General features: G+C 69.2%; 21 protein-coding genes and 1 pseudogene. 9 read left to right on the plus strand and 13 right to left on the minus strand.

The features are described from left to right. The 8 genes from I73_RS13785 to I73_RS13820 form a co-directional block, all read right to left on the minus strand. A partial coding sequence (locus I73_RS13785; RefSeq protein WP_022981144.1) for an NAD-dependent epimerase/dehydratase family protein occupies positions 1-384 on the minus strand: 384 nt, incomplete at its 3' end. Positions 385-397: 13 nt separating this feature from the next. Continuing rightward, on the minus strand, positions 398-1558 hold the full coding sequence (locus tag I73_RS13790; protein WP_022981145.1) for an MFS transporter: 1161 nt from the start codon (positions 1556-1558) through the stop codon (positions 398-400). Between the two features lie 52 nt (positions 1559-1610). Then, a complete protein-coding gene (locus I73_RS13795) occupies positions 1611-2282 on the minus strand; it encodes a hypothetical protein (RefSeq protein ID WP_022981146.1) in 672 nt (223 codons plus the stop codon). A 14-nt stretch (positions 2283-2296) separates the two neighbouring features. After that, complete coding sequence (locus tag I73_RS13800; RefSeq protein ID WP_051049213.1) at positions 2297-3775, minus strand: aspartate aminotransferase family protein; 1479 nt, start codon at positions 3773-3775, stop codon at positions 2297-2299. A gap of 25 nt (positions 3776-3800) precedes the next feature. Further along, positions 3801-4451, minus strand: coding sequence for a class II aldolase/adducin family protein (locus tag I73_RS13805; RefSeq protein ID WP_022981148.1), 651 nt, complete (start codon positions 4449-4451; stop codon positions 3801-3803). Next, positions 4448-6067: an FGGY-family carbohydrate kinase gene (locus I73_RS13810; protein WP_051049214.1), complete on the minus strand. Its 1620-nt coding sequence runs from the start codon at positions 6065-6067 to the stop codon at positions 4448-4450. Before I73_RS13810 ends, I73_RS13805 begins: the two co-directional genes overlap by 4 nt. A 1-nt stretch (position 6068) precedes the next feature. Next, positions 6069-6950, minus strand: a complete 882-nt coding sequence (locus I73_RS13815; RefSeq protein ID WP_022981150.1) for a TorF family putative porin — start codon at positions 6948-6950, stop codon at positions 6069-6071. A 53-nt stretch (positions 6951-7003) separates the two neighbouring features. Further along, on the minus strand, positions 7004-7432 hold the full coding sequence (locus I73_RS13820; protein WP_051049215.1) for a DUF2147 domain-containing protein: 429 nt from the start codon (positions 7430-7432) through the stop codon (positions 7004-7006). Between the two features lie 112 nt (positions 7433-7544). Between I73_RS13820 and I73_RS13825 the strand changes: the two genes are divergently transcribed. Then, positions 7545-8219 carry a TetR/AcrR family transcriptional regulator gene (locus I73_RS13825; RefSeq protein WP_234409508.1) on the plus strand — a complete coding sequence of 225 codons (675 nt, stop codon included), beginning with the start codon at positions 7545-7547 and terminating at the stop codon, positions 8217-8219. A gap of 16 nt (positions 8220-8235) precedes the next feature. Here the strand turns inward: I73_RS13825 and I73_RS13830 are convergent, their stop codons facing one another. From I73_RS13830 to I73_RS13840, 3 genes are read right to left on the minus strand one after another with little or no spacing between them, the layout of a single operon-like run. Beyond that, positions 8236-9237 carry a hypothetical protein gene (locus I73_RS13830; RefSeq protein ID WP_022981153.1) on the minus strand — a complete coding sequence of 334 codons (1002 nt, stop codon included), beginning with the start codon at positions 9235-9237 and terminating at the stop codon, positions 8236-8238. A gap of 43 nt (positions 9238-9280) precedes the next feature. After that, positions 9281-10144: a sterol desaturase family protein gene (locus I73_RS13835; RefSeq protein ID WP_022981154.1), complete on the minus strand. Its 864-nt coding sequence runs from the start codon at positions 10142-10144 to the stop codon at positions 9281-9283. Between the two features lie 28 nt (positions 10145-10172). Continuing rightward, positions 10173-10640 (minus strand): hypothetical protein, encoded by a 468-nt coding sequence (locus I73_RS13840; protein ID WP_022981155.1) that lies wholly within the window; start codon positions 10638-10640, stop codon positions 10173-10175. A 208-nt stretch (positions 10641-10848) separates the two neighbouring features. Between I73_RS13840 and I73_RS13845 the strand changes: the two genes are divergently transcribed. After that, a complete protein-coding gene (locus I73_RS13845) occupies positions 10849-11544 on the plus strand; it encodes a response regulator transcription factor (RefSeq protein ID WP_022981156.1) in 696 nt (231 codons plus the stop codon). Between the two features lie 13 nt (positions 11545-11557). Further along, on the plus strand, positions 11558-12874 hold the full coding sequence (locus I73_RS13850) for a HAMP domain-containing sensor histidine kinase (RefSeq protein WP_022981157.1): 1317 nt from the start codon (positions 11558-11560) through the stop codon (positions 12872-12874). A gap of 15 nt (positions 12875-12889) precedes the next feature. Here I73_RS13850 and I73_RS13855 read toward each other — a convergent pair whose 3' ends face one another. Both I73_RS13855 and I73_RS13860 read right to left on the minus strand, forming a co-directional pair. Further along, positions 12890-13234, minus strand: coding sequence for a multidrug efflux SMR transporter (locus tag I73_RS13855; RefSeq protein ID WP_022981158.1), 345 nt, complete (start codon positions 13232-13234; stop codon positions 12890-12892). Positions 13235-13284: 50 nt separating this feature from the next. Next, on the minus strand, positions 13285-14016 hold the full coding sequence (locus I73_RS13860) for a siderophore-interacting protein (protein WP_022981159.1): 732 nt from the start codon (positions 14014-14016) through the stop codon (positions 13285-13287). Positions 14017-14051: 35 nt separating this feature from the next. On the opposite strand from I73_RS13860, the gene I73_RS27930 reads away from it, so the two are divergent. The 6 genes and pseudogenes from I73_RS27930 (at position 14052) to I73_RS30945 (ending at position 22805) form a co-directional block, all read left to right on the plus strand. Beyond that, a complete protein-coding gene (locus I73_RS27930) occupies positions 14052-14579 on the plus strand; it encodes a MarR family winged helix-turn-helix transcriptional regulator (protein WP_022981160.1) in 528 nt (175 codons plus the stop codon). A 220-nt stretch (positions 14580-14799) separates the two neighbouring features. Continuing rightward, entirely contained in the window at positions 14800-18204 is a 3405-nt protein-coding gene (hsdR, locus tag I73_RS27935; RefSeq protein WP_022981161.1) for a type I restriction-modification system endonuclease, read from the plus strand. Between the two features lie 12 nt (positions 18205-18216). Beyond that, a complete protein-coding gene (locus tag I73_RS13875; protein ID WP_022981162.1) occupies positions 18217-19827 on the plus strand; it encodes an N-6 DNA methylase in 1611 nt (536 codons plus the stop codon). 107 nt (positions 19828-19934) lie between these two features. Then, positions 19935-20237 (plus strand): annotated as a pseudogene (locus I73_RS34015) (DUF1016 N-terminal domain-containing protein); the annotation flags it as partial. Next, positions 20231-20926, plus strand: coding sequence for a PDDEXK nuclease domain-containing protein (locus I73_RS34020; RefSeq protein WP_234409510.1), 696 nt, complete (start codon positions 20231-20233; stop codon positions 20924-20926). The pseudogene I73_RS34015 and the gene I73_RS34020, both read left to right, overlap by 7 nt. Further along, complete coding sequence (locus I73_RS30945) at positions 20919-22805, plus strand: restriction endonuclease subunit S (RefSeq protein ID WP_022981163.1); 1887 nt, start codon at positions 20919-20921, stop codon at positions 22803-22805. Before I73_RS34020 ends, I73_RS30945 begins: the two co-directional genes overlap by 8 nt. The last annotated feature ends 123 nt before the right edge of the window (positions 22806-22928 follow it).

Consider the following 22928-nt stretch of genomic DNA (forward strand, 5'->3'; position numbering starts at 1 on the left):
GGGGGAGGTCATCACCACCCGCCACACCGAGGGCGTGCGCTCGACGCTGCCCAGCACATTGCGGGTGCCCTGCAGCGCCGGCTCCAGCATCTCGCGCCGGCCGTCCTTGATCTTCTCGGGCAGCATGAACGGCGAGGCCACATGGTGGACCACGCTGCAGTCGGCCATGGCCCGGTCGAAGGAGCCGGGGGCCAGCAGATCGGCCTCGAACAGCTGCAGCCGTGCGCCATGGCGCTGCTGCAGCTGGCGCAGCGGCTGCAGCTTGCGCTCGTTGCGCAGGCTGCGCACGGTGGCATGCACCGTGTCGCCGGCCTCCAGCAGCTGCTGGACCAGATGGCAGGCCACGAAGCCGCTGCCGCCGGTGACCAGGGATGTCGATGACATGGCAAGCCTCCTTTCAGGCGGATGGCGGGGTGGAACCATGGCGGCGCGCGGCCCACAGCACGCCCGCCGACAGCAGTGCGAAGCCGCTGCTCAGCAGGGGCACCGGACTGGCGTTGTCCCCCTGCACGAGGAAGGACGCGGTCAGCGGCCCGAAGGCACTGCCCAGCAGTTGGGCCGCAGGTACCAGGGCGGCCACGCGGCCGCTGCGGTCGGCCCGGAAGGCCAGGGCGATGTGGAAGGGCAACATGAACAGCCAGACGAAGCCGAACACGGCGCAACCCAGCATGAAGTGCAGCGCATGGCCGCCCGGCAGCTGGTGCGCGCCCAGGGTGATGGCCCCCAGCAGCGCCGAGCAGGCCAGCAGCGTGGCCACGGTGGGCAGGCGGCGCACGGCCGCGGTGGCCACGCTGCCGCCCAGCACCTGCATGAACAGCACGCCGGCGATCAGCGACTGCGCGGCATGGGCGTCCAGCCCGGCGGCCTGGCCCAGCGGCTCCAGGTAGGCCCAGAAGGCACCCAGGGCGGCCAGTTGCAGGAAGACCGCCGGCAGGGGCAGCGCGGTGCGCAGCGACCAGCGAAAGCCCGTCACCGAGGGCGGCGACAGCGGCGTCAGCCGCGCCGGCTGCGCAAAGGCCAGCAGCAGCGCCAGCAGCATCAGCAGGGCCAGGGTCGCGAAGCCACCCTGCCAGCCCCAGCGCGGCAGCACCGCATGGGCCAGCAGCGCGCCCAGGGCCGCCTGGCCCAGGGTCTGCACCACGAAGAAGATGCCGGCCACCCGGGCCGGGTTGGCGCAGCGCACCACCACGGCGGTGGTGCCCCAGACCAGCACGCCCTCGGCCAGGCCGGCCGCCGCGCGCAAGGCGGTCATGCTGCCGTCGCCGGTGGCCCGCAGGCTGAGCAGGTCCAGGCCCGCGCCCAGCAGCCCGGCCAGCACCGTGATCAGGCGCAGGCGCGCCACCGGCAGCAGGGCGTCCCCCAGCGCCACCCCCAGGCCCAGGGCGATGATCTCGGCCATCGCCACCAGGCCCACGCCTTCGAGGCTGACCTGGCGCGCATCGACCAGTTCGCCCAGCAGGATGGGCTGGATGCCCACCATCAGCACGCCGATGCAGCCCACCGCCAGGGCCGAGACGATCTGGCCCGCGGTGAATTCGGTGGAAGAGGCAGTTGACATGGCAGGGGTCCTCGGGTCGTGGCCAGGGATGATCGCGTCCGGCGGGGCCATGTCAGTAACCCTTGGCCTCTTGGGGCAGCAGGCCCTGGGCCCAGCGGGCCACGGCCGCGCGCCGGTCCTTGCGCAGCCGGCCATTGGCCACCCGGCGCACCAGCCACGGCAGGGGCCGCACCGGCCCGCCGCTGGCCGCGGCCAGCACGTAGGCCTTGGCGCATTTCTCGAACAACTCGGTGTTCAGCGCCAGGCGGGTGGCCGTCATGCCCAGGCACAGCGGCCGGCCCTGCAGCAGCTGCACCTGGCCGCCGGCCTGCAGCGCTTGGGCGGCCTCGGTCAGGTCGGCGGCCGGCGCGCCCATGGGGCCGAGGTGGCGGGCCTGCTCGTCGAAGACCTGCGGCAGCACGCCGCCCACATCGGCCAGGCGATGGCCGAAGACACCGCCGCCCCAGGCCACGGCGCCGGCATCGTCGCGATGGCGGTAGACCATGGCGTGCAGATCCTGCGGCGCTTGGGCACCGGGCGCGGTCCGCGGGTCCCAGCTCACCCGCCGGGGCGCCGCGTCGTCGGCCGTCCCCACCCACATGGCCGGCTGGCCCGGGATGCGCAGGGACAGGCTGGCGCCCGGTCCGTCCAGCAGCCGCTTGGCCTGGAGCCGATCGCGCAGGGCCAGCCACTGGGCGTGCAGGTCGGTGTGCAGATCGGTGCTCTGCGGGGTGTCGGTCGTCATCGCTGCAGGACTCCTCAGACCAGCTTGAACACGTCTTCGAAACGGTTCAGGGCATCGTCGATCACGGCGTCGGTGTCGGCCAGGCTGGTGTAGATGCGGCTGCCGGCCAGAGTGATCAGGCCGTGGGCGGTGTAGGCCGCGCCCATCTCCTCCATCATGTGCTTGCGGCGCTTGGCCTCGTCCTTGGCCTTGAACAGCTTCCACAGGCTGCTGGTGTCCAGCAGCAGCACGCCCGAGGTCTGCAGGTGCACGATGGAGCCCATGTTGTAGACCACATAGGGCAGACCCAGGCGCTGGATGATGCCTTCCAGGCCCTGGCGCAGCCGGTCGCCCGCGCGTCCTGCCACACCGGCCGCATCGCTGCGCTGCGCTTCCAGCAGGGCGTGGTAGCCGGCCACGCAGGACAGCGGGTTGGCCGACAGCGTGCCGCCCACGAAGGCGCGCTTGGTGGTGGTGCCGATGCCGCCCACCAGCATCATCATGATGTCGCGCCGCCCGCCGATGGCGCCGGCCATCGGGTAGCCGCCGGTCAGGCACTTGCCCAGCACGGTCAGGTCGGGCTTGACGCCGAAATAGGCCTGCGCGCCGCCCGGGCCCAGGCGGAAGCCGGTGACCACCTCGTCGAAGATCATCAGCGCGCCGAATTCGTCGCAGAGCTTGCGCACTTCGCGGTTGTAGTCGGGGTGCACCGGGCGGGTGCCGCTTTCGGGGCCCAGCGGCTCCAGCAGCACGGCCGCCGTGCCGCCGCGCAGGCGGTTCCAGCGCAGCAGGCTGCGCAGCGCGTCCAGGTCGTTGGGGTTGCATTCCTGCGTGTTGCCGGTGGCGCCATGCGGGATGCCCACGGCCTCCATGCGGCCGGTCTTGGGCAGGCGCATGCCATAGACCAGCTGGTCGCTCCAGCCGTGGTAGGCGCCGCCCACCTTGATGATGCGTTTCTTGCCGGTGTAGGCGCGCGCCAGGCGCACGGCGCCCATCACCGCTTCGGTGCCCGAGCCCAGCAGGCGCACCATGTCCACGCCGGGCATGCTCTGGCAGACCAGCTCGGCGAGCTTGACCTCGTACTCGTGCAGCAGGCCGGTGACCGGGCCGCAGCTGTCCAGCACCTCGTTGACCTTCTGCCGCACCACCGGGTGGTTGGAGCCCAGCAGCGTGGGGCCGCCGGCCTGCAGGAAGTCGATGTAGCGGTTGCCGTCCACATCGGTCATGTGGGCGCCCTCGGCCTGGGCGATGGCCAGCGGGAAGGGGTGGTTGAAGGCCAGGTTGTGCTGCACGCCGCCGGGGATCACGGACTTGGCCTGTTCGGCCAGCCGGCGCGAGCCCTGGCAGCGCTCTTCAAAGTAGCGCATCACCTGGGGCATCTTGTCGGAGCGGATGGGCCGCATGGGCTGCTTGACCAGCGCGTCGAAGCGGCGGTAGAGCTCGGCCACATCGGGCCAGGCGGAGATGGCGGGACGGGCCGGCAGACCGGCCACCGGGGGAGGACAGGGGCTCATGGAAGGCATTCGTGGAGGTGGAACATCAGCCCGCGAGCGCGTCCAGGACGCGGCGCAAGGGCGCTTGCAAGGAAGGGGTCTGGGTGGCACGCCGGGCGATGCGCTGGCGCAGCAGGTCCTGGCACAGGGCCTCCAGGTCCTCCACGGCCTGCAGGGCCTGCTCGACCGTGGGGCCGCAGCACAGCACGCCGTGGTTGCGCATCAGGTAGGCCTGGGTGTCCGGGCGCAGGGCGCGGCCCAGCTTGCCGGCCAGCCAGCCGCTGCCCGAGGGGGCGTAGCCCACCAGGGGAACGTGGGCCCCGAGCGTGCGCTGCCACGGTGGCGGCACGTCCAGGCCGGCACCCAGCAGGGCGCAGGCGCTGGCCACCGGCTGGTGGGTGTGGATGCTGGCCTCCACATCGGGCCGGGCGCGCAGCACCCGGGCGTGCAGGCTGCTTTCGACCGAGGGCGGGCGCACGCCTTCGAGCTGCCGCAGGTCCGACAGACGCAGCACGCACACATCGGCGGCCGTCATGGTCTGGTAGTCGGTGGCCGAGGGCGTCACCACGATGCGCTCGGCGTCCACGCGCAGGGCGATGTTGCCGCCGGTGCCGGAGAAGTGGCCGCGCTGCGAAAGGAGGTGGCACAGGTCCACCACGGTCTGGCGCAGCGCCTGGGTGCTGGCGTCGGTGTTCATGCGGGGCTCCCTTGGGGCCGGTTGAGGCGGTGGTACAGCGGCGCCAGGCGCGAGCGCACCTCCTTGAAGGTCTGGAACTGGTCGTCGTAGAGGCGGCGCAACGCGCGGGCGGGCTCGTAGACGCGCTGGACCTGGCGCAGCTCGCCCAGATCGGCAAAGCGCAGCGCCCCCAGGCCCACGGCGGCGATGTAGGTCGCACCGATGGCATTGGCCTGGATGGAGTTCACCAGCTGGCGGATGGGCTGGCCGGTGATGTCGGCGATGATCTGGCACCAGACATCGGACTGCGCCCCACCGCCCACGGCGGTGATGGTGCCCACATCGCGCCCGAGGAAGCGGGCGAAGGGCTCCAGCATCCAGCGGGTGTTCAGGGCCACGCCTTCCAGGAAGGCGCGGAAGATGTCCTCGCGCGAGTGCTCCAGCGAGAGGTTGATCAGCCCGGCGCGCAGCCGGGGGTCGTCCACCGGGGTGCGCTCGCCGGCCAGCCAGGGGGTGTAGATCAGCCCGCGCGCACCGGGCGGCACCCGGGCCGCGATGCGGTTGAGCACCTGGTACACGGCGGGATGCTCCTCGTCGCTGGCCAGCTCGTCGGGGTGGTAGAGGATGCGGTCGCGCAGAAAGGACAGGTTGGCCCCGGCCGTGGACTGCAGGGCCATGGCCAGGTAGCGCCCGTCCACCGCGCTGGGAATGGCGGCGATCTTGTGCCGCACATCGGTCTTCATGGCGGGCACATGGGCACCCAGCCAGGACGAGGTGCCCAGGTAGAGGTGGCTTTCGAAGTCGTTCACCGCAGCGCCCACGGCCACGGCGGAGTTGTCCACCGCCCCGGCCACCACCACGGTCTTCGCCTCCAGGCCCAGGGCCTGCGCCACCGCGGGCAGCAGCGGGCCCAGCACGTCGGTGGAGTGCACGATCTCGGGCAGCTTGTCGGCGTCCAGGCCCAGCATGCGGATCAGGCTGGCGTGGTAGCGCACCTGGTGGGCATCGCGGTTGTCCGTCACCCAGGCGGTGACGGCCGAATCCTGGGTGGCACAGCAGCGGCCGGACAGGCGCAGGTTCAGGTAGTCCAGCACGTTGAGGAACTTGTGGGTGCGCGCATAGCGCTCCGGCTCCTCGTCGCGGATGTAGACCATGTGGCCGGCCGAGTCGCGGCCCGACAGCGAAGGCGCGCCCCCGGTCAGGCGCAGCCAGCGCCAGAGCTTGAGCGGGCCGTAGCCCTCGATGTTCACAAGCCGGCCGCGGGCGCGCCGCGCCATGGCCTGCGCACCGCGGGCGTCCAGCCAGGTCAGGGCCCGACCCAGCGCGCGGCCCTCGCGGTCCACGCAGACGGTGCCCTCGGTCTGGGTCGAACAGCACACCGCCACCACGCGGGAACGCAGGCTCGGGTCGCCGGCCAGCACCTCGCCGGCCGCCTCCAGAAAGGCCGTCCACCAGTCCTCGGGGGCCTGCTCGGCCAGCGCGCCCTGCACATGCAGCTGCACCGGCCGGAAGGCCCAGGCCTGCACGCTGCCGTCCAGGGACACCAGGGCGCATTTGCAGCCCGAGGTCCCCAGGTCGACCGCCAGCACCAGGCGCTCGTCCACCGTGCGGGGACGGAATGTCGCAGACAGGGTCATGTCAGAAGCGGTAGGTGGCCGAGGCCAGCACCTTGCCCTGGTCCGTCGCGCGCCAGTGGTCGCCGTCCTGCACCAGGTAGAGATCGCGGTCCTGCACATGGGTCTTGACCCAGGCCGCCTCCCATTCCACGCCCCACTGCTGGCGGATCAGGCCCACCCGCCAGTCGGTGAAGTTGGCCTCCTTGAAGTGGGCGATCTGCTGGTAGCCCGCATGCAGGTTCAGCGTGGTGACCGGGTCCAGGTGGTAGTGGTAGTCCAGGTCGAACAGCCAGCTGCCGCGGGAGTCGTGGTCACCGCGTGCATAGCACTCCAGCGCCCGGGTCGGATCGGTGGTGAGGGTGACCTGCAGCATCTGGCCGCACACGCCGCCGGTGTCGGCGCCGCGGTAGGTCTTGGACAGCACGTTGAGGATGCGCCCTTCCAGGTCGCCGTAGCCGATCTCGACCACCGCGAAGCCGGAGTTGTAGTTCGTGGTGCGCACGTCGGTGGGCGTGCCGGTCGCCAGGTCGATGCCATGCGGGGCCTGGAACTTGGCGCCCGGGAACAGCTCGGCCGCCAGGCCCAGGCCGTAGTGCCAGGCCTCGGGATCGCCGAAGCGGTAGCCCGAAGCCACCGTCACGTCCAGGCCGTCGCCCCCCAGGAACTGCTTCTTGCTGACCGTGTTGACCTCCAGCAGGCCGATGAGCCCGCTCTCATGGACGGCCTGCACGCTGAGCTTGATGCCCGGCCGGTTCAGGGAGTCCGAGATGCCGCGGGTGCGCTGGTCCGACAGGACCTTGGCATAGGCATCCACCGCATAGCTGGCGGTGTCTTCGGCAAAGGCGGCCGTGGCACTGGCCAGCAGCAGGCTGGCGGCGCAGAAGGACATGCGGGGCAGGTTCATGGAACGGGGCTCCGAGGTGACGTGGGGGGAGGTGCGGCGGGACGCGACGGTCGTCACGACTTGCACACCGGCGTGGCGGGCAGGGCCGAAACGCGCTTGAGCTGCTCGGTCTGCCCCAGGATCTCCACGCCGATGAAGGCGCGGATGAAGAGATCGCCGTCCTTCACCCGGACGACGCTCTTGTATTTCTTCTGGTCCCGCGGGTCGTAGGCCCAGCCGTCGCGCCAGGCCCCGTTGTCATAGCGGCCGAGCCGGGCCACCTGCACGCCGCAGGTGTCCTTGGCGGTGCCGGCGTCCTTGTCCCAGACGATGCGACCGCACAGCGCGGCGGGCTGGTCGGCGCAGGGCTTGAACTCCAGCACCGCGTCCTGGGCGGCGGTGAGCCACAGGCCCTGGGCCTCCTCCGGTCCGGCCGCCCGGGCCGAACCCCACACCGCCATCGACAGCGCGATGGCACACATCCGACACAACACCGTCTTCATGCAGGGGCTCCTTTCTTGCGCCATCGCAAACGCGACGTTCGTTAAGTAGTGATGACTAGTTTATAGTCATGACTAGCTTTTGTGGCAAGAAAAATATCCAGGAGAATCCCGGATGTCCGCCCTCCTCCCTCCGATGACCCTGCCCCTCCGACGCAAGCCCCCGCTGGCCACCAAGAAGCAGCCGGCCCAGCAGCGGGCCACCGAGACCTATGAACGCATCCTGGAGGTCACGGCCCAGACCCTGGCGGATGTGGGCATCGAGCGCCTGTCCACCAACCTGGTGTGCGAGCGCGCCGGGCTGACGCCGCCCGCGCTCTACCGCTACTTTCCCAACAAGTACGCGCTGCTGAGCGAACTGGGCCAGCGCCTGATGCAGCACCAGAACGTGGTGGTGGCGCGCTGGATCACCCGGGAGGTGATCGATGGCCCCTTGGACGGGGTTGAACGCGCCCTGGAGGGCCTGATCGTGGACACCTACGAGGTGACGAAGAACACCCCGGGCGGGGTGTGGATCATGCGGGCCCTGCGCGCCGTCCCGGCGCTGCAGGACGTGCGGCTGGCCTCCCACGCCGCGGTGACGCAGGAGCAGGCCCGGTTGCTGGCCCAGGCCCTGCCCCAGACCCCGCTGGCCGAGCTCACGCTGGTCAGCCGCACGGTGGTGGAACTCATCTACGCCACCGTCGAGATGATCTTCGACGAGCCCCTGGACGTGAAGGCCGTGGCCCGCATGGTGGCGGGCATGCTGGCCAGCCACATGGTGCACCTGCGGCACACCGCGGCCGGCTGAGCGGCCTCACTGCGCGTCACTGCGCGGCGCTGGCCAGCCAGTCGGCCACCGGCCAGCTGCGCGTGCGGTCCACCACGCCGTCGCCGTTGCGGTCCACCGTCACGGTGGCGGTGCCGTTGGCCAGGGTGGCCGTCCAGTGGTAGAGGCCCAACGACAGGCTCACGCTGCCGGACTGGGGCACGCCCTCGGGATCGAACACCATCGCGCCCTGGGTGGCCACGTCCAGCGTGCCATTCCAGCGGCTGGAGGCCAGGCCCAGGCTGGACGAGCCCTGGTAGCTGCTGGAGGCCGGCACGCCGTCCTGCCACTGCACGCTGCGGGTGCCGCTGCCGTTGAAGCTCAGGTCGGCCTCATGGCCGTTGCGCACCGCCACCAGGCTCAGGCCGCTGGCCGACCAGGCGCTGCTGGTGGTGGAGGGGCCGCTGCTGGCCACCGTCCCCGTGCGGGTCAGGGACAGGCTGCCGCCCCAGCCCAGGGTGGACAAGGGCAGACCGGCCTGCAGATTGCTGGTGGCCAGGCTCACGGTCAGGCTGCTGCTGTCGGCCTGGGTCACGGTCATCGTGACGGTGCCGTTGAGCACCACCTGGGCATCGGGGCCGCGGCAGTCACTGTAGGTCAGCTGGGTCACCTCACCCGCCTCAGGCACGCCGTCGAGCAGGCCGGCCAGGGTCGGGCCGGTCATCACGACCGAGGCCGTGCCACCGCCTGCGCAACTGACGCTGCCCTGGAGCTGTGCGCTGCCGGCCGCGGCCACGCCCACATGGGCGGCCGTCGGTGTGCTCAGGGATCCCGGATCCACCGCCAGCGCGGTGTCCACCACCGCATCGGCCACCTGGGCCGTCTGCTGTGGCGAGGTGGTGGCCGTGGCACTCAGGGACTGGGCCTGGTCGGTCTCGGCGGTGTCGCTGCTGTCGCTGCCACCGCCACCGCCGCAGGCGGCCAGGGACAGGAGCAGGCCCAGACCGGCCAGGGTGCCCGCGGCGCGCGGGCCGGGAACGCGTTGAAGAAGAGGGGGCATGGTGATTTCCTCGGAACAGTGCCGTGAAAGAAAGGTGAAGGGCTCAGGGGCCGGGTGGGCCGACCAGCACGGCCAGGCGCTGGCGCCAGCCCCTGGCGGCCCACAGGTCCCGCCCCAGCCGCTGCCACTCGCTCAGGCCCAGGCGGATGGGGTTGTCGATGCGGGGCCGGCCGGCCAGGCCGTAGCGCGGCGGCTCTTCGGCCTGCTCGGCCTGGAAGGTGCCGAACAGGCGGTCGAAGACGATCAGCACCCCGCCGTAGTTGCGGTCGATGTAGCGCGGATTGCAGGCGTGGTGCACCCGGTGATGCGAGGGCGTGTTGAGCACCCACTCCAGCGGGCCCAGGCGGGGCAACCACTCGGCGTGCAGCCAGAACTGGTAGAGCAGGTTCAAGGACAGCACGCTCAGCACGGCCGCCGGCGCAAAGCCCAGCCACACCAGCGGCACGAAGAACACCGTGCTGCCGCTGAGCTTGCCCAGCCAGCCCAGCCGCAGGGCGGCGGCCAGCGTCAGCTGGGGCGAGGAGTGGTGCACCGCGTGGCTGGCCCAGAACCAGCGCACGCGGTGGGACGCGCGGTGAAAGCCGTAGTACGCCAGCTCGCTGAGCAGGAACAGGCCCGCCCATTGCCCGCCGGTGGACAGGTCCAGGGTGTGCACGCGGTGGGCCCAGGCCCAGGAGAACAAGGGCCCGGCCAGCGACAGGCCGGTGAGGCTCACCGCACGGCGCAAGACCAGATCCCCCAGCGTGGTGGCCAGGGCCCGCCCGTCGTAGCGGCCCTGGCGCCACAGCACGGCGGCCTCGACCAGCACCGCCGCCAGGACCACCGCCAAGGCCCCCCGCAGCAGCCCGCCCAGATGGGGGCCGGTCGGCGTGCTGGCCAGCGTCGCCAGGGGGGCCAGGGCGATCACGGCGGACTCCGCAGGGCCAGGCGCGGGATCAGGGCTGGTGGGTGGTGGTGACCGTGCCGCTCTGGCCGTTCGGGCCGGTCACGGTGGTGCTGGCCGTGCCATCGCTGCGGGTGGTGGTGCGGCTGGCGGTCTTGCCGTTCGCCCCGGTGACCGTGGCGGTGCTGCCGCTGGCGTTGCGCGTCACGTCACGGCTGGCGGTCTGGCCGTTGGGGCCGGTCACGGTCGCGGTGGTGCCGGTGGCGCTGCGGTCCACGTCACGGCTGACACTGCGGCCGCCGAAGCCGGTGGTGGTGCTGCTGACATCCCCACCCCCACGCTGCACGCTGCGGGAGGCGGTGCGGCCTTCCGGCCCGGTGACGGTGGTGCCGTGGTGACGCGGCGCGGCCTGCGCCACGGTGACCACCGGCAGGGCAGCCAGGGCCACCAGGGCGGTGCCCAGCAGACGGATCAGGGGACGGGTGGAGGTGGTGGGACGGGGGGTACGGAAGGTGTTCATCTCGGTCGCTCCTGGCAGCCGGGGCTGCATTGGGTTGAGTGAAGGACCGACAGCCGTCGATCCATGCCTTCATTGAACGCCGTGGGCCGGGCCCGAACGACCACGCCGAACGACGAAATATTTCAAAACCGTCACAGGCTCGCCGGCCCGCGGCGCACTGCCTACACTGGGGACCATCCCTCCACCCGACGCCCGGGAGCGTCCGCGCATGAACACCCAAGCCCTGATCCTGATCGTGGATGACGACGCCGAACTGGGCGGCATGCTGGTGGAGCTGCTGAGCCGCGAGGGCTGGCGCACCCACCAGGTGCTCACGGGGGCCGATGGCGCCAAGGCCCTGGCCGAGCTGCAGCCCGAGGTGGTGCTGCTGGACGTGATGCTGCCCGATGCCAGCGGCATGGACCTGTGCCGGCGCTGGCGTGGTGACCACCCCGCCCTGGGCCTGGTGATGCTGACCGCCCGTGGCGACCCGATGGACCGCGTGCTGGGGCTGGAGATCGGCGCGGACGACTACCTGGCCAAGCCCTTCGAACCCCGCGAGCTGGTGGCCCGGGTGCGGGCCCTGCTGCGCCGTGGCGGCATGCCGGTGCGCAGCACGCCGGTGCTGCGCTTTCAGGGGCTGGACATCGACCTGGTGCGCCGCGAGGTGGTGGCCGACACCCGGCTGGTGACCCTGACCGGCGTCGAATTCAAGCTGCTGGTGGCCCTGGCCGAGCGGGCCGGCCAGCCGCTCAGCCGCGAACAGCTGAGCGCCGCGGTGCAGGCCGGCCCCTACCGGCCGCAGGACCGCACGGTGGACGTGCAGGTGGCCCGGCTGCGCCGCAAGCTGCGCGAAGCCAGCCCCGGCACCGAGTGGGTGGACACCGTGCGCGGCGAAGGCTATGTCTTCGTGCCCCGCGGCTGACACGGCGCGCGCCATGCCTTTGCTGTCCGGCAGCCGCCTGTTCACCCGCTTCTTCCTGGCCCTGCTGCTGATGGCCCTGGGGCTGGCCACCGTGCTGGGCGTGGTCTTCTACATGGAGCGCAGCCGCGCCATGGCCGAGCTGGTGGTGGACCGCTGGGCCCCAGCCCTGCGGGCCGCGGCCGGGATCTGGACGCTGGACGACCCTCCGCCCCTGCGCGACACCGTGGTGCTCCAGAGCGAGCAACGCCCGCCCGGCGCGGGCGCCGTGCCCGTCTATGCGGCCCGTCTGGGTTCCCTGCGCGACGTGCTGGCCGAGCGGGGGCTGCCGCCCCGCAACCTGGCCGTGGACACCCACCAGCGCCCGGCCGTGCTCTGGATCGAGCTGGCCCCCGGCCCGGCGGGACATCCGCGCTGGTATGGCATCCGCGAGCCCTCGGTCGAGCCCTCGCCGCCGCAGCGCATCCTGGCCGTCACCGGCGGGGTGGTGCTGATGGCCGCCGCCCTGGCCTGGTGGCTGGCCCGCTGGCTCACCCGGCCGCTGGACGCCCTGCGCCAGCGCATGGCGCGCTTCCGGCCCGGCCAGACGCTGGGCGAGGCCGAGGCCCCGCTGCCCGGCGCCAGCGAGGAGGTGCTGGCCATCGACGAGGCCTGGCAGACCCTGGCCAAGCGGCTGACGCGCTTCGAGCAGGAACGGGCCCTGATGCTGGCCGGCGTCTCGCACGACCTGCGCAGCCCGCTGGGCCGCATCCAGCTGGCCGCCAGCCTGCTGCCCGACACGCCCGAGGTGGCCCAGCGGCGCGCCAGCATCGAGCGCAACGTGCAGGTCGCCGACCAGCTGATCCAGGGCTTTCTGGACCATGCCCGCATCGGCGCGCTGGCCCTGGACCAGGCGGTCGACGTGGTCCAGGTGGCCCGTCAGGTGGTGCTGCAGCGGCACGACGCCGCCGAAGCGGCGGGCTTTGCCCTGCGCGCCGAACTGCCCCCGGCCCTGGTGCTGCCGCACAGCCACCCGCAGCTGCTGGAGCGGCTGCTGGCCAATCTGGTGGACAACGCCCTGCAGTACGGCGGTAGCCCGGTGGTGGTGCGTGCCGGCACGCAGGGGCCGCGCTTCTGGCTGGAGGTGCAGGACGGCGGCCCCGGCATCCCGGCGGACCAGCACGAGCAGGTGCTGCAGGCCTTCTACCGCGGCGACCCCGGGCGGGCCCGCCCCGGCAGCGGCCTGGGCCTGGCCATCGTGCGCGAGGCCGCGCTGCGCCTGGGCGCAACGCTGACGCTGCGCAACGGCTCGCCCGGCTTCACGGTGCGCCTGGAGGGGCCGCTGGACCCCTGATCCAGCCGGATCAGCTCAGCGCGATTCGACGAGCTGCAGGCCGGCGATGCCCAGCACGATCAGGGCGATGCAGGCCAGACGCAGCGGCGAGGCCGTTTCGCCAAAAGCCAGCAGCCCCACCAGCACCGTGCCGACGGCGCCGATGCCGCCCCACACCGCATAGGCCGTGCCGATGGGAATGACCGACAGGCTCAGGCTCATCAGGTAGACACTGAGCCCGCCGAAAACCAGGGCCGCGACGGCGGGCAGCAGGCGGGTGAAGCCCTGGGACAGCTGGACCGAGGTGGCGAAGGCGACCTCGAGGGCGCCGGACACCAGGATCAGGGTCCAGGCCAGCTTGGGTTGGGTGACGTCGAACATGGCAGACACTCGGCTAGAAGCCGGCCAGTCTGCCAGAAGCGCCGGCCGACTCAGCCGTGAGCGGCCGCGCCGCGCTTCCAGTAGGCGGCCGAGCGGATCAGCTTGGGGTCATGCCCCTTCTCGTCCACCATCACGTCGCGCAGCGCCGCGGCCACCGCGCCTTCCGCGCCGCACCAGACATAGCCCTCGCCCGGCGGCAGGGTGATGGCGCGGGCCGCGTCCACCAGGGCCTCGGCCGTGTCGACCCAGCCCAGGTCCAGCGTGGCCGCGGTGGGCGGCAGCAGCGCACGGTCGGCCGCATCGGCCAGGGCCAGGCGCACGATGGCGCGGCAACCCGCGGGCAGCTCCTCCAGGCGGCGCGCAATGGCCGGCAGCGCCGTCTCGTCGCCGATCAGCACATACCAGTCGAAATCATTGGCCACCACGAAGGAACCGCGCGGGCCGGCCACCGTCAGCGTCTGGCCCACGGCCGCCTGGGCCGCCCAACTGGCCGCCGGACCCTCGCCATGCAGGGCGAAGTCCAGCACCAGCGTGCGGGCGGACGTGTCGAAATGGCGCGGGGTGTATTCGCGCATCACCGTCTCGCCCGTGGCATCGGGCAGGATGATCTTCACATGGTCGTCGTGCGCCGCGGAGACGAAATCGGCCAGCGACTCGCCCGTCAGCGTGACGCGCTGGAACAGCGGGCTCAGCCGCTCCACCCGCTGCACCTGCAGCGCGCGCTTCTTCAGTTCATGCCGCACCCGCTGCACCCGCGGCGTGTCGGTCTCGTTCGTGCTCATCACGTTTTCATCTTACTTCGTTGATAATGTCAACCATGATCCCCAAAAAGGTTGACACTGTCAACAGAAAGGGCAAGACGGCGCCCGCCCCCGAAGCCTCGGTGCTGGACCTGATCCACACCGTGATGCATGGCGTGCGCAGCCTGCAGTACCAGTGGCCCGACGAGCCCGCCCTGGCCGGGCTGACCCCCATGGAAGGCAAGGTGCTGGGCTTCTTCGCCCGCCACCCCGGGGCCACCCAGCGCGACCTGGCCCAGCACAGCGGCCGCGACAAGGCCCAGCTGGCGCGGCTGATCAAATCCCTGCGCGAACGCGGCCTGCTGCTGGCCCAGGAAGACGGCAGCGACCGCCGCCAGGTCTGCCTGCGGCTGAGCGATGCGGGGCAGGCGGTGCGGGACACGCTGCAGCGGCGCGAACGCACGCTGGAGCAACAGGCCCTGGCCGGGCTGAGCCCGGCGCAGCGGCAGCAGCTGGGCGAGCTGCTGCGCAGCGTGCAGGCCAATCTGGCGGCTCTGGGCATGGAAGAGCCCGCACCTGCGGTGGGTGGTGCTTCAGAGCGCTGACTCGACGACGGGTTCGGGCGCCCATTGCGGTTCGCACCCGAGATGCCAGGCGGCACCTGTGCAGAGAAAGCCTTCACTTGCCGCATGCCTCCGAGAAGCTGCCATTGTCTAGAGTTGTGGGACCTGCCCTCAGGTCATCGCTACTCCTGCGCGCGCAGCCGCGTACCCCACCATCTGGCTGACGTACGATCCGGCTGCGGGGTAGGGAGAGAGAGCCGGAATGCAAGAAGCGATACGCTCGAATTTCGACATGCTGCGTGCGTACGAGCCGCAGCTTTGGCGCCTGGGAGCGTTGGCGGAGCGCTATTTCTCTGAAGACCCCAACACCAGCCTGCTCAAGCTGCGGCAACACGCTGAACTGCTGGCCCAGTCGCTCGCCGCGCGCGGTGGGCTCTACGTCTCGCAGGATGAGAGCCAGTACGACCTGATCCGCCGCTTGCAGGGAGAGGGCCTGTTGCCCCGCGAAGTCCGGCAGTTGCTCGACCAGATTCGGATCACCGGTAATGCCGCCAACCATGCGCTGGAGGGGGACCATGCCAAGGCCCTGGCCACGCTCAAGCTGTCATGGCAACTCAGCCTGTGGTTCCACCGCACATTCAAGTCGGCCGACTATCGCTCCGGCCCGTTCATCCCGCCTTCACCGCCCGCAGACGAATCCGCAGACCTGAAGCGCGAATTGGCGTCGCTGCGCCAAGCCGTGGCCGAACACATGGCCAACGGCGAGAAGGTATCTGGTGCGCTGGAGGCCGCAAAGAATCAGCTCTCGGCTGTCAGCGAAGAACGCCAGCTCTGGGAGCAAATCGCCACCGAAATCGAGCAGGACAAGGCCAAGCTGGCCGAGCAACTGGCCAGCCTGCAAGCCCAGGCCACGGCGGCACCCCAGGCCGACTTCGGCAAGTTTGTCGCGTCTGCGAACCAGGCCGCCAGCCTGGTGCAACTGGACGAAGCCGAAACCCGCCGCATCATTGACCAGCAACTGCGCCAAGCTGGCTGGGAGGCAGACTCGCAGGCACTTCGATACAGCCAGGGCACCCGCCCGGAGCGCGGCCGAAACATCGCCATCGCGGAGTGGCCCTGTGAAGGCTATTCGGCTGACTACGTGCTGTTCCAAGGCCTGGTGCCCATGGCGGTGGTGGAGGCCAAACGCGAAACCAAGGACGTTTCCGCGGACATCCAGCAGGCCAAGCGCTACAGCCGCACGTTTTCGCCCAGCGAAAACACCTCGCTCCACCCACAGAACTGGGGCGACCAGGCTGAGTTCCGCATTCCCTTCGTGTTCGCCACCAATGGCCGCCCCTATTTGCGGCAGTTGGCCACCAAGAGCGGCATCTGGTTCTGCGATCTTCGGCGCCCCGCCAACCGCAGCCAAGCGCTTGACGGCTGGTACAGCCCGGAAGGCCTGACCGCTCTGCTCCGACGCGATGAGGCCAAGGCCGACGCCGAACTGAGCAGCACGCCATTCAACTATGGCTTTCCTTTGCGGCCCTACCAGCAAGCGGCCATCCGCAAGACCGAGGAATGCATCGCAGCGGGGCACCGCGACATCCTGTTGGCCATGGCCACCGGCACGGGCAAGACCAAGACCTGCATCGCCCTCATCTACCGGCTGCTCAAGGCCCAGCGCTACCGGCGCATCCTGTTCCTGGTGGACCGGTCCGCCCTGGGAGAACAAGCGGCCAACGCATTCAAAGACACCCGAATGGAGCGCCTGCAGACCTTTGCCGAGACCTTCGGCATCAAGGAACTGGACGCCCAGAGCCCAGAGGCGGACACCGCCGTCCACATCGCCACCGTGCAAGGGATGATGCGCAGGCTGCTGCTGCCTGCCGAGGGCGTGACGCCTCCCACCGTCGACCAATACGACTGCATCGTGGTTGACGAGTGCCACCGCGGCTACACCTTGGACCGCGAGATGTCCGACACCGAACTGAGCTTCCGCGGCTTTGACGACTACATCTCGAAGTACCGGCGCGTGCTGGACTATTTCGACGCCGTCAAGATTGGGCTGACCGCCACCCCCGCCCTGCACACCAGCGAGATCTTTGGCCCGCCCGTCTTCAACTACAGCTACCGTGAAGCGGTGATCGACGGCTACCTGGTTGACTACGAGCCGCCCATCCAGATCAAGACCCAGCTGACCGAGAACGGCATGACCTGGAAGGTGGGTGAAGAGGTCAAGGTCTACAACGCGCAACGCAGCCAGATCGAACTGTTCAAGGCGCCTGACGAGATCAAGCTGCAGGTTGAAGACTTCAACCGCAAGGTGATCACCCGCCCTTTCAACGAGGCCATCTGCAGCTACCTGGCGCAAGAAATCGACCCCGGCGGCCGTCGCAAGACCCTGATCTTCTGCGTGAGCAGCGACCACGCCGACCTGGTGGTCGATGTGCTCAAGGCCGCGCTGGAGGCCCAGTACGGCAGCGTGGAAGACGACGCTGTCATCAAGATCACCGGCAACGCCGACAAGCCGCTGGAGCTGATCCGCCGCTTCAAGAACGAGCGCCTGCCCAATGTGGCCGTGACGGTGGACCTGCTCACCACCGGGGTGGACGTGCCCGAGATCTGCAACCTGGTGTTCTTGCGTCAGGTGAACAGCCGCATCCTGTTCGACCAAATGCTCGGTCGCGCCACCCGCCTGTGCAGCTTCAACGGCGAAGCCAAGGACAGCTTCCGCGTGTTCGACGCCGTGCGCATCTTCGAGGCCATTGGCGACATGACCGACATGAAGCCCGTGGTGGTCAACCCGAAGTTGAGCTTCGCGCAGCTGGCACAGGAACTCACCCAGGTCGACAACGATGTCGCGCGCGAGCTGGTGTGCGAGCAATTCCTGGCCAAGCTGCAAGTCAAGAAGCGCCACCTCAAAGGCCAGGCGGCCCAAGACTTTGAAACCCAGGCTGGCATGCCGCCGGATGCCTTCATCAAGCGGCTGAAGGCCCTGAGCCTGGCCGAGGTGGCAAGCTGGTTCACGCAGAACCCCGGCCTGGCCGAGATCCTGGATCGCAAGTCAGAGGTTGCCGGCCAGCCCATGTATGTCTCTGACCACCCCGACGAGTTTCTGCGTGCAGAACGTGGATACGGCAAGGCCAGCAAGCCACAAGACTACCTGGACGAGTTCAAGGCCTTCATCAACAGCCACAGCAACGAGCTGCCTGCCTTGATGGCCGTGCTGACCAAGCCGCGCGACCTCACCCGCAAGCAGCTGAAAGAGCTGGCCTTGGCGCTGGACAAGGCTGGGTTCAGCGAAGCCCGCTTGGCCACCGCCTGGCGCGAGCTGAGCAACCAGGACATTGCCGCCCGGATCGTGGGCTACATCCGTCAGGCTGCCTTGGGCGACGCGCTGCTGCCCTACAGTGAGCGGGTCGACCACGCCCTGCAGACCCTGCTGGCCCAGCCACCTGGCGGCAAGCCTTGGACCACGCCGCAGCGCGACTGGCTCAAGCGCATCGCCGCGCAGACCAAGGCCAACGGCCTGGTCGACCGCGAAGCCTTGGACGACCCTGACCTGCTCTTCAAGCGAGAGGGGGGCGGCTTTGCGCGATTGGATAAAGTGTTCAATGGCCAGCTCCAACCGGTGCTGGACGCCTTCAATGACGCGCTTTGGGCCCCACCAGCCCAGAGCGCCTGATCCTGTTTTCTGATGTCCACCTCCCCCCAGGCCGCCCAAGACATTGGCGCCAAACTCTGGTCGCTCTGCCATGTGTTGCGTGACGACGGCGTCACCTACCACCAGTACCTCAGCGAGCTGACCTACCTGCTCTTCCTGAAGATGATGAAGGAGACCGGCCAGGAAGACCGGCTCAAGGTGTGGATCCGCCCCAGGAAGTCCGAGCCCGCCGTGGAGCAACCCGGCACCCGCTGGGACGACCTGCTCAACGCCTCGGCGCCCGAACGGCTGGACACCTACAAAGAGATGCTGCTGAGCTACGGCCTGCACGGCCACGGCGCAGTGCAAGCAATCTACGCCAACGCCAACACCTTCATCACCAAGCCCGCCACCCTGAGCAAGCTGGTGACAGAGATTGACGCGCTGGACTGGTACAGCGTGCAGCGCGATGACCTGGGCGACCTGTACGAGAACCTGCTGGAGCGCAACGCCACCGAGAAGAAGAGCGGTGCCGGTCAGTATTTCACCCCGCGCCACCTCATCGACAGCATCGTGGCCGTGATGAAGCCACAGCTCAGCGACGTGATCCAAGACCCGGCCGCCGGCACCTGCGGCTTCCTGATCGCCGCGAACAACTACCTGCGTGCCCACAACGATTTCGACAGCCTCACCGAAGAAGCGCAGCGCCGCTACAAGCGTGAAACCTTCTATGGCATGGAGCTGGTGCAAGACACCCACCGCCTGGCGCTGATGAACATGCTGCTGCACGGCATTGAGGGCGGCGTGACTTATGGCGACACCCTGGGTGAAGAAGGCACGCACCTGCCAGCGGCCACGCTCATCCTCTCGAACCCACCGTTTGGCACCAAGAAGGGCGGCGGCCTGCCCACCCGTAAAGACCTCACCTACGAGACCAGCAACAAGCAGTTCGCCTTTCTGCAGCACATCTACCGCAACCTGGCGCCCGGCGGCCGTGCCGCCGTGGTGTTGCCCGACAACGTGCTGTTCGAAAGCAACGTGGGCACCAGCATCCGCCGCGACCTGATGGACAAGTGCAACCTGCACACCATCCTGCGCCTGCCCACCGGCATCTTCTATGCCCAGGGCGTGAAGACCAACGTGCTGTTCTTCACCAAGGGCGAAGGAAGTGGGAAGGACAGCGACAAGGGCAACACCAAGGAAGTGTGGGTCTACGACATGCGCGCCAACATGCCGCAGTTTGGCAAGCGCACCCCCTTCACGCGCGACTACTTCCGCACGCCCGCTGATGCCCCCGCCGACGTGCCGCGCGACAGGTTCGAAGACGTCTTCGGCCCCGACCCCAAGGGCGGCCCTGCCGCCCTGGCCCAACGGGTGGACACGGGCGAGACCGGCCGCTGGCGCAAGTTCACCCGCCAGCAGATTGCCGACCGTGGCGACAACCTAGACCTGGCCTGGCTCAAGGACGACGGCGGCGACACCGCCCAGCAACAGCGCGAAGACCCCGCCCTGCTGGCCCGCCTGGCCATGCGCGAGATGAACGCCGCCCTGCTGGAGCTGCGCGCCCTGGTGGAAGCCCTGGGCGAAGACCCCGACCTGGAGCTGGACGAGCTGCTGCCCGACGAAGCCGGCGATGTCGATACCCGAGAAGGGGCCGGCGCGTGAGCCAGCCAGAGCCCCCTCTGCCGACTGGCGGCGCGCTGCTGGCGGCAGACCTGCACGCCGAGCTGCGCACGCTGATCGCCACCAGCCGCCAGCGCCTGGCCGGCGCGGTGAACGCCGAGCTCACCCGCCTGTACTGGACCGTGGGCCAGCGCATCCACACCGAGCTCTTGCACGGCGAGCGCGCCGCTTACGGCGCGCGCCTCATCAACGAGTTGGGTGCGCAGCTGGCCAGCGAGTTCGGCCGCGGCTTTGAGGCCAAGAACCTGCAACGCATGCGCCAGTTTGCCCAGGCTTTCCCCACCGTCGAGATTGTCGCGACGCTGTCACGACAATTGAGCTGGAGCCACATCCTGGGCCTGCTGCCACTCAAGAGCGCCGCCGCCCGGCAGTTCTACGCCGCGCAGTGCGCCGAGCAAGCCTGGAGCGTGCGCGAGCTGCGCCGCCAGATCGAACGCAAGGCCTTCGAGCGCAGCGAGATCGCCAGCGCCCAGTTGGGCGTGGCACCGCTGACCGCGGCCAGCATGGGTACCGATGCCACCGCGGGTGGGCTCACCCTCACGCCGCGGCCCAGGGCTTCAAAGACCCTTATTTCCTGGAATTCTGGGGCCTGCGCAAAGGCCATGACGAGGCCGACCTGGAAGCCGCCATCCTGCGCCAGCTCGAAGCCTTCATCCTGGAGCTGGGCCGCAGCTTTGCCTTTGTGGAGCGGCAAAAACGCATGGTCATCGATGGCGATGACTTCTACCTGGATCTGCTCTTCTTCCACCGCCGCCTGCGCCGCCTGGTCGCCATCGAGCTCAAGCTCGGCCGCTTCAAGGCTGCGCACAAGGGCCAGATGGAGCTCTACCTCAAGTGGTTGGACAAGCACGAGCGCCAGCCCGGAGAAGAGGCGCCCATCGGCCTGATCCTCTGTGCCGAATCCAGCCGCGAGCAGGTGGAGCTGCTGCAGATGCACAAGGACGGCATCACCGTGGCCGAGTACTGGACCGAGCTGCCGCCCAAGGCGGAACTGGAGCAGCGGCTGCATCAGGCGCTGTTGGAGGCGAGGGAGACGATGGCGAGGCGGGGGGTGTTGTTGGAGGGGGATGGGGATGAGTGACCTGGACAACTTGGCTCAACAGCTTCCCTCCACGTGGGCCGTCGCAACGCTGGGCGACCTGATCGACTACGGCCGCACCAACAAAGCAGAACCGGATGAGATCGATGATTCGGCGTGGGTGCTCGAACTGGAGGACGTGGAGAAAGCCAGCTCGCGTCTTCTGCAACGTGTCACCTTTAGCGAACGGCAATCCAAGAGCACCAAGAACCGCTTTGATGCTGGTGACGTGCTTTACGGCAAGCTGCGCCCTTACCTGAACAAGGTGTTGATTGCCGATCAACCCGGCTTTTGCACCACCGAGATCGTGCCGATCAAGTGCCCCGAGCAACTCGACACGCGCTACTTGTTCTATTGGCTCAAACACCCGCACTTCCTGCGTTATGTCGAGGCTGAAAGCCATGGCATGAACATGCCGCGCCTCGGCACAGAGGCGGGCCGGGCGGCGCCCCTCGTGCTGGCACCGAGACCTGAACAAACCCGCATCGCCGACCACCTCGACACCTTGCTGGCCCGCATCAAGGCCTGCAACGATCACCTCGATGCCATCCCGGGGCTGATCAAGCGGTTTCGGCAGGCGGTGGTGCGTTCCGCCGTCACCGGCGACCTCACGGAAGAGTGGCGCGCTGAGAACAAGTGTGCCTTTGCATGGAAGCCGAGACCCCTAGCCACATTGGGCGAATTGGGGAGAGGGAAATCAAAGCATCGCCCTCGCAACGATCCACGGCTGTACGACGGCAAGTACCCATTTGTGCAAACAGGAGATGTAGCGCAGTCGGGTGGCCTGATAAAGAGCCACCGTCAAACCTACAGTGAGTTCGGGTTACAGCAAAGCCAACTGTGGCCGGCAGGCACTGTATGCATCACGATCGCGGCAAACATTGCCGACACCGCCATCCTCACATACCCAGCCTGCTTTCCGGATAGCGTGGTCGGCTTCGTCGCGGATGCCAGCCAATGCTTGGGCGAATATGTGAAATGGGCTATCGATGCCATCAAGGATGAACTTGAGGCTTTTGCCCCGGCAACGGCTCAGAAGAACATCAACCTGTCTGTGCTCAACGATGTAGTGATTCGCTGTCCATCTCTGGAAGAACAGGCAGAGATAGTCCGCCGAGGCAAGGCCTTACTGGCAGCCGCTGACCGCATCGAATCCCGCCACGCCGCCGCCATCGCCCAAGCCCAGCGCCTCACCCCACTGACGTTGGCCAAGGCCTTCCGGGGCGAGCTGGTGCCGCAAGAAGCCAACGACGAACCGGCCAGCGCCCTACTGCAACGCCTGGCCCAAGCGCAGGCCGTGGCGGCAAAGCCGAAGGCGCCGCGCGGCCAGCCCGGGCGCAAGAAGCCGGGGGCCACCGACGCGCCAACGGCCCAGCCCGATTGGAGCGCCCTGCCGGATGGCGCGTGGGCCTCGGACGTGCCTGCGGACGAGTTCGCGGCCGTGGCCGCACTCACCGCCGTACTCAAGGCCTGGGGCCAGCCCATGCCCCAAGACCAGGCACGCCTGGCCGCTGTGTTGTGCCTGCAACCACGTCTCTTCACGACAGCCCTGCTGGCATCGCAGGCCACGCAGTGGTGCCGTCTGGTGGGCGCTGCGGCTCAGCCCCTGCCAACGCAGGTCGCCCGCTTGCAAGTGGCCGTTGCCACCCCATGGGGCAACGCCCTTCGCAAGATGCGGGCACGGGGCGATCTGCTCGAATCCGGCCCAGGCCCACATGGCAGGTGGACACTGACCCCCAGCGCCCTGGGCGTGAACACCACGGGCTGGCCCGATGGGCGCGCGGCGTGGGTGGTGGGCCATTTGCGGGCCCATGGCATGGCGGCGCTGTTGCCTGCGTTGACGCCGGAGGTGTCGGAGTTCATCCATGCCCGCGCAGCCTGATCTGTTTGGGCCCGAGCCGCTGTCGGTCACCTTACCGCCAGGGGGTGAGCAACCGGCCCTGTGGGTGCGCCGGCTCACCATCTGGCAAGAGCCTGGTGTGGCGGTGCGCAGCATCGAGCTGCG

It is taken from the genome of Ideonella sp. B508-1 (genome assembly GCF_000333615.1).
Lineage (GTDB): Bacteria > Pseudomonadota > Gammaproteobacteria > Burkholderiales > Burkholderiaceae_C > Ideonella.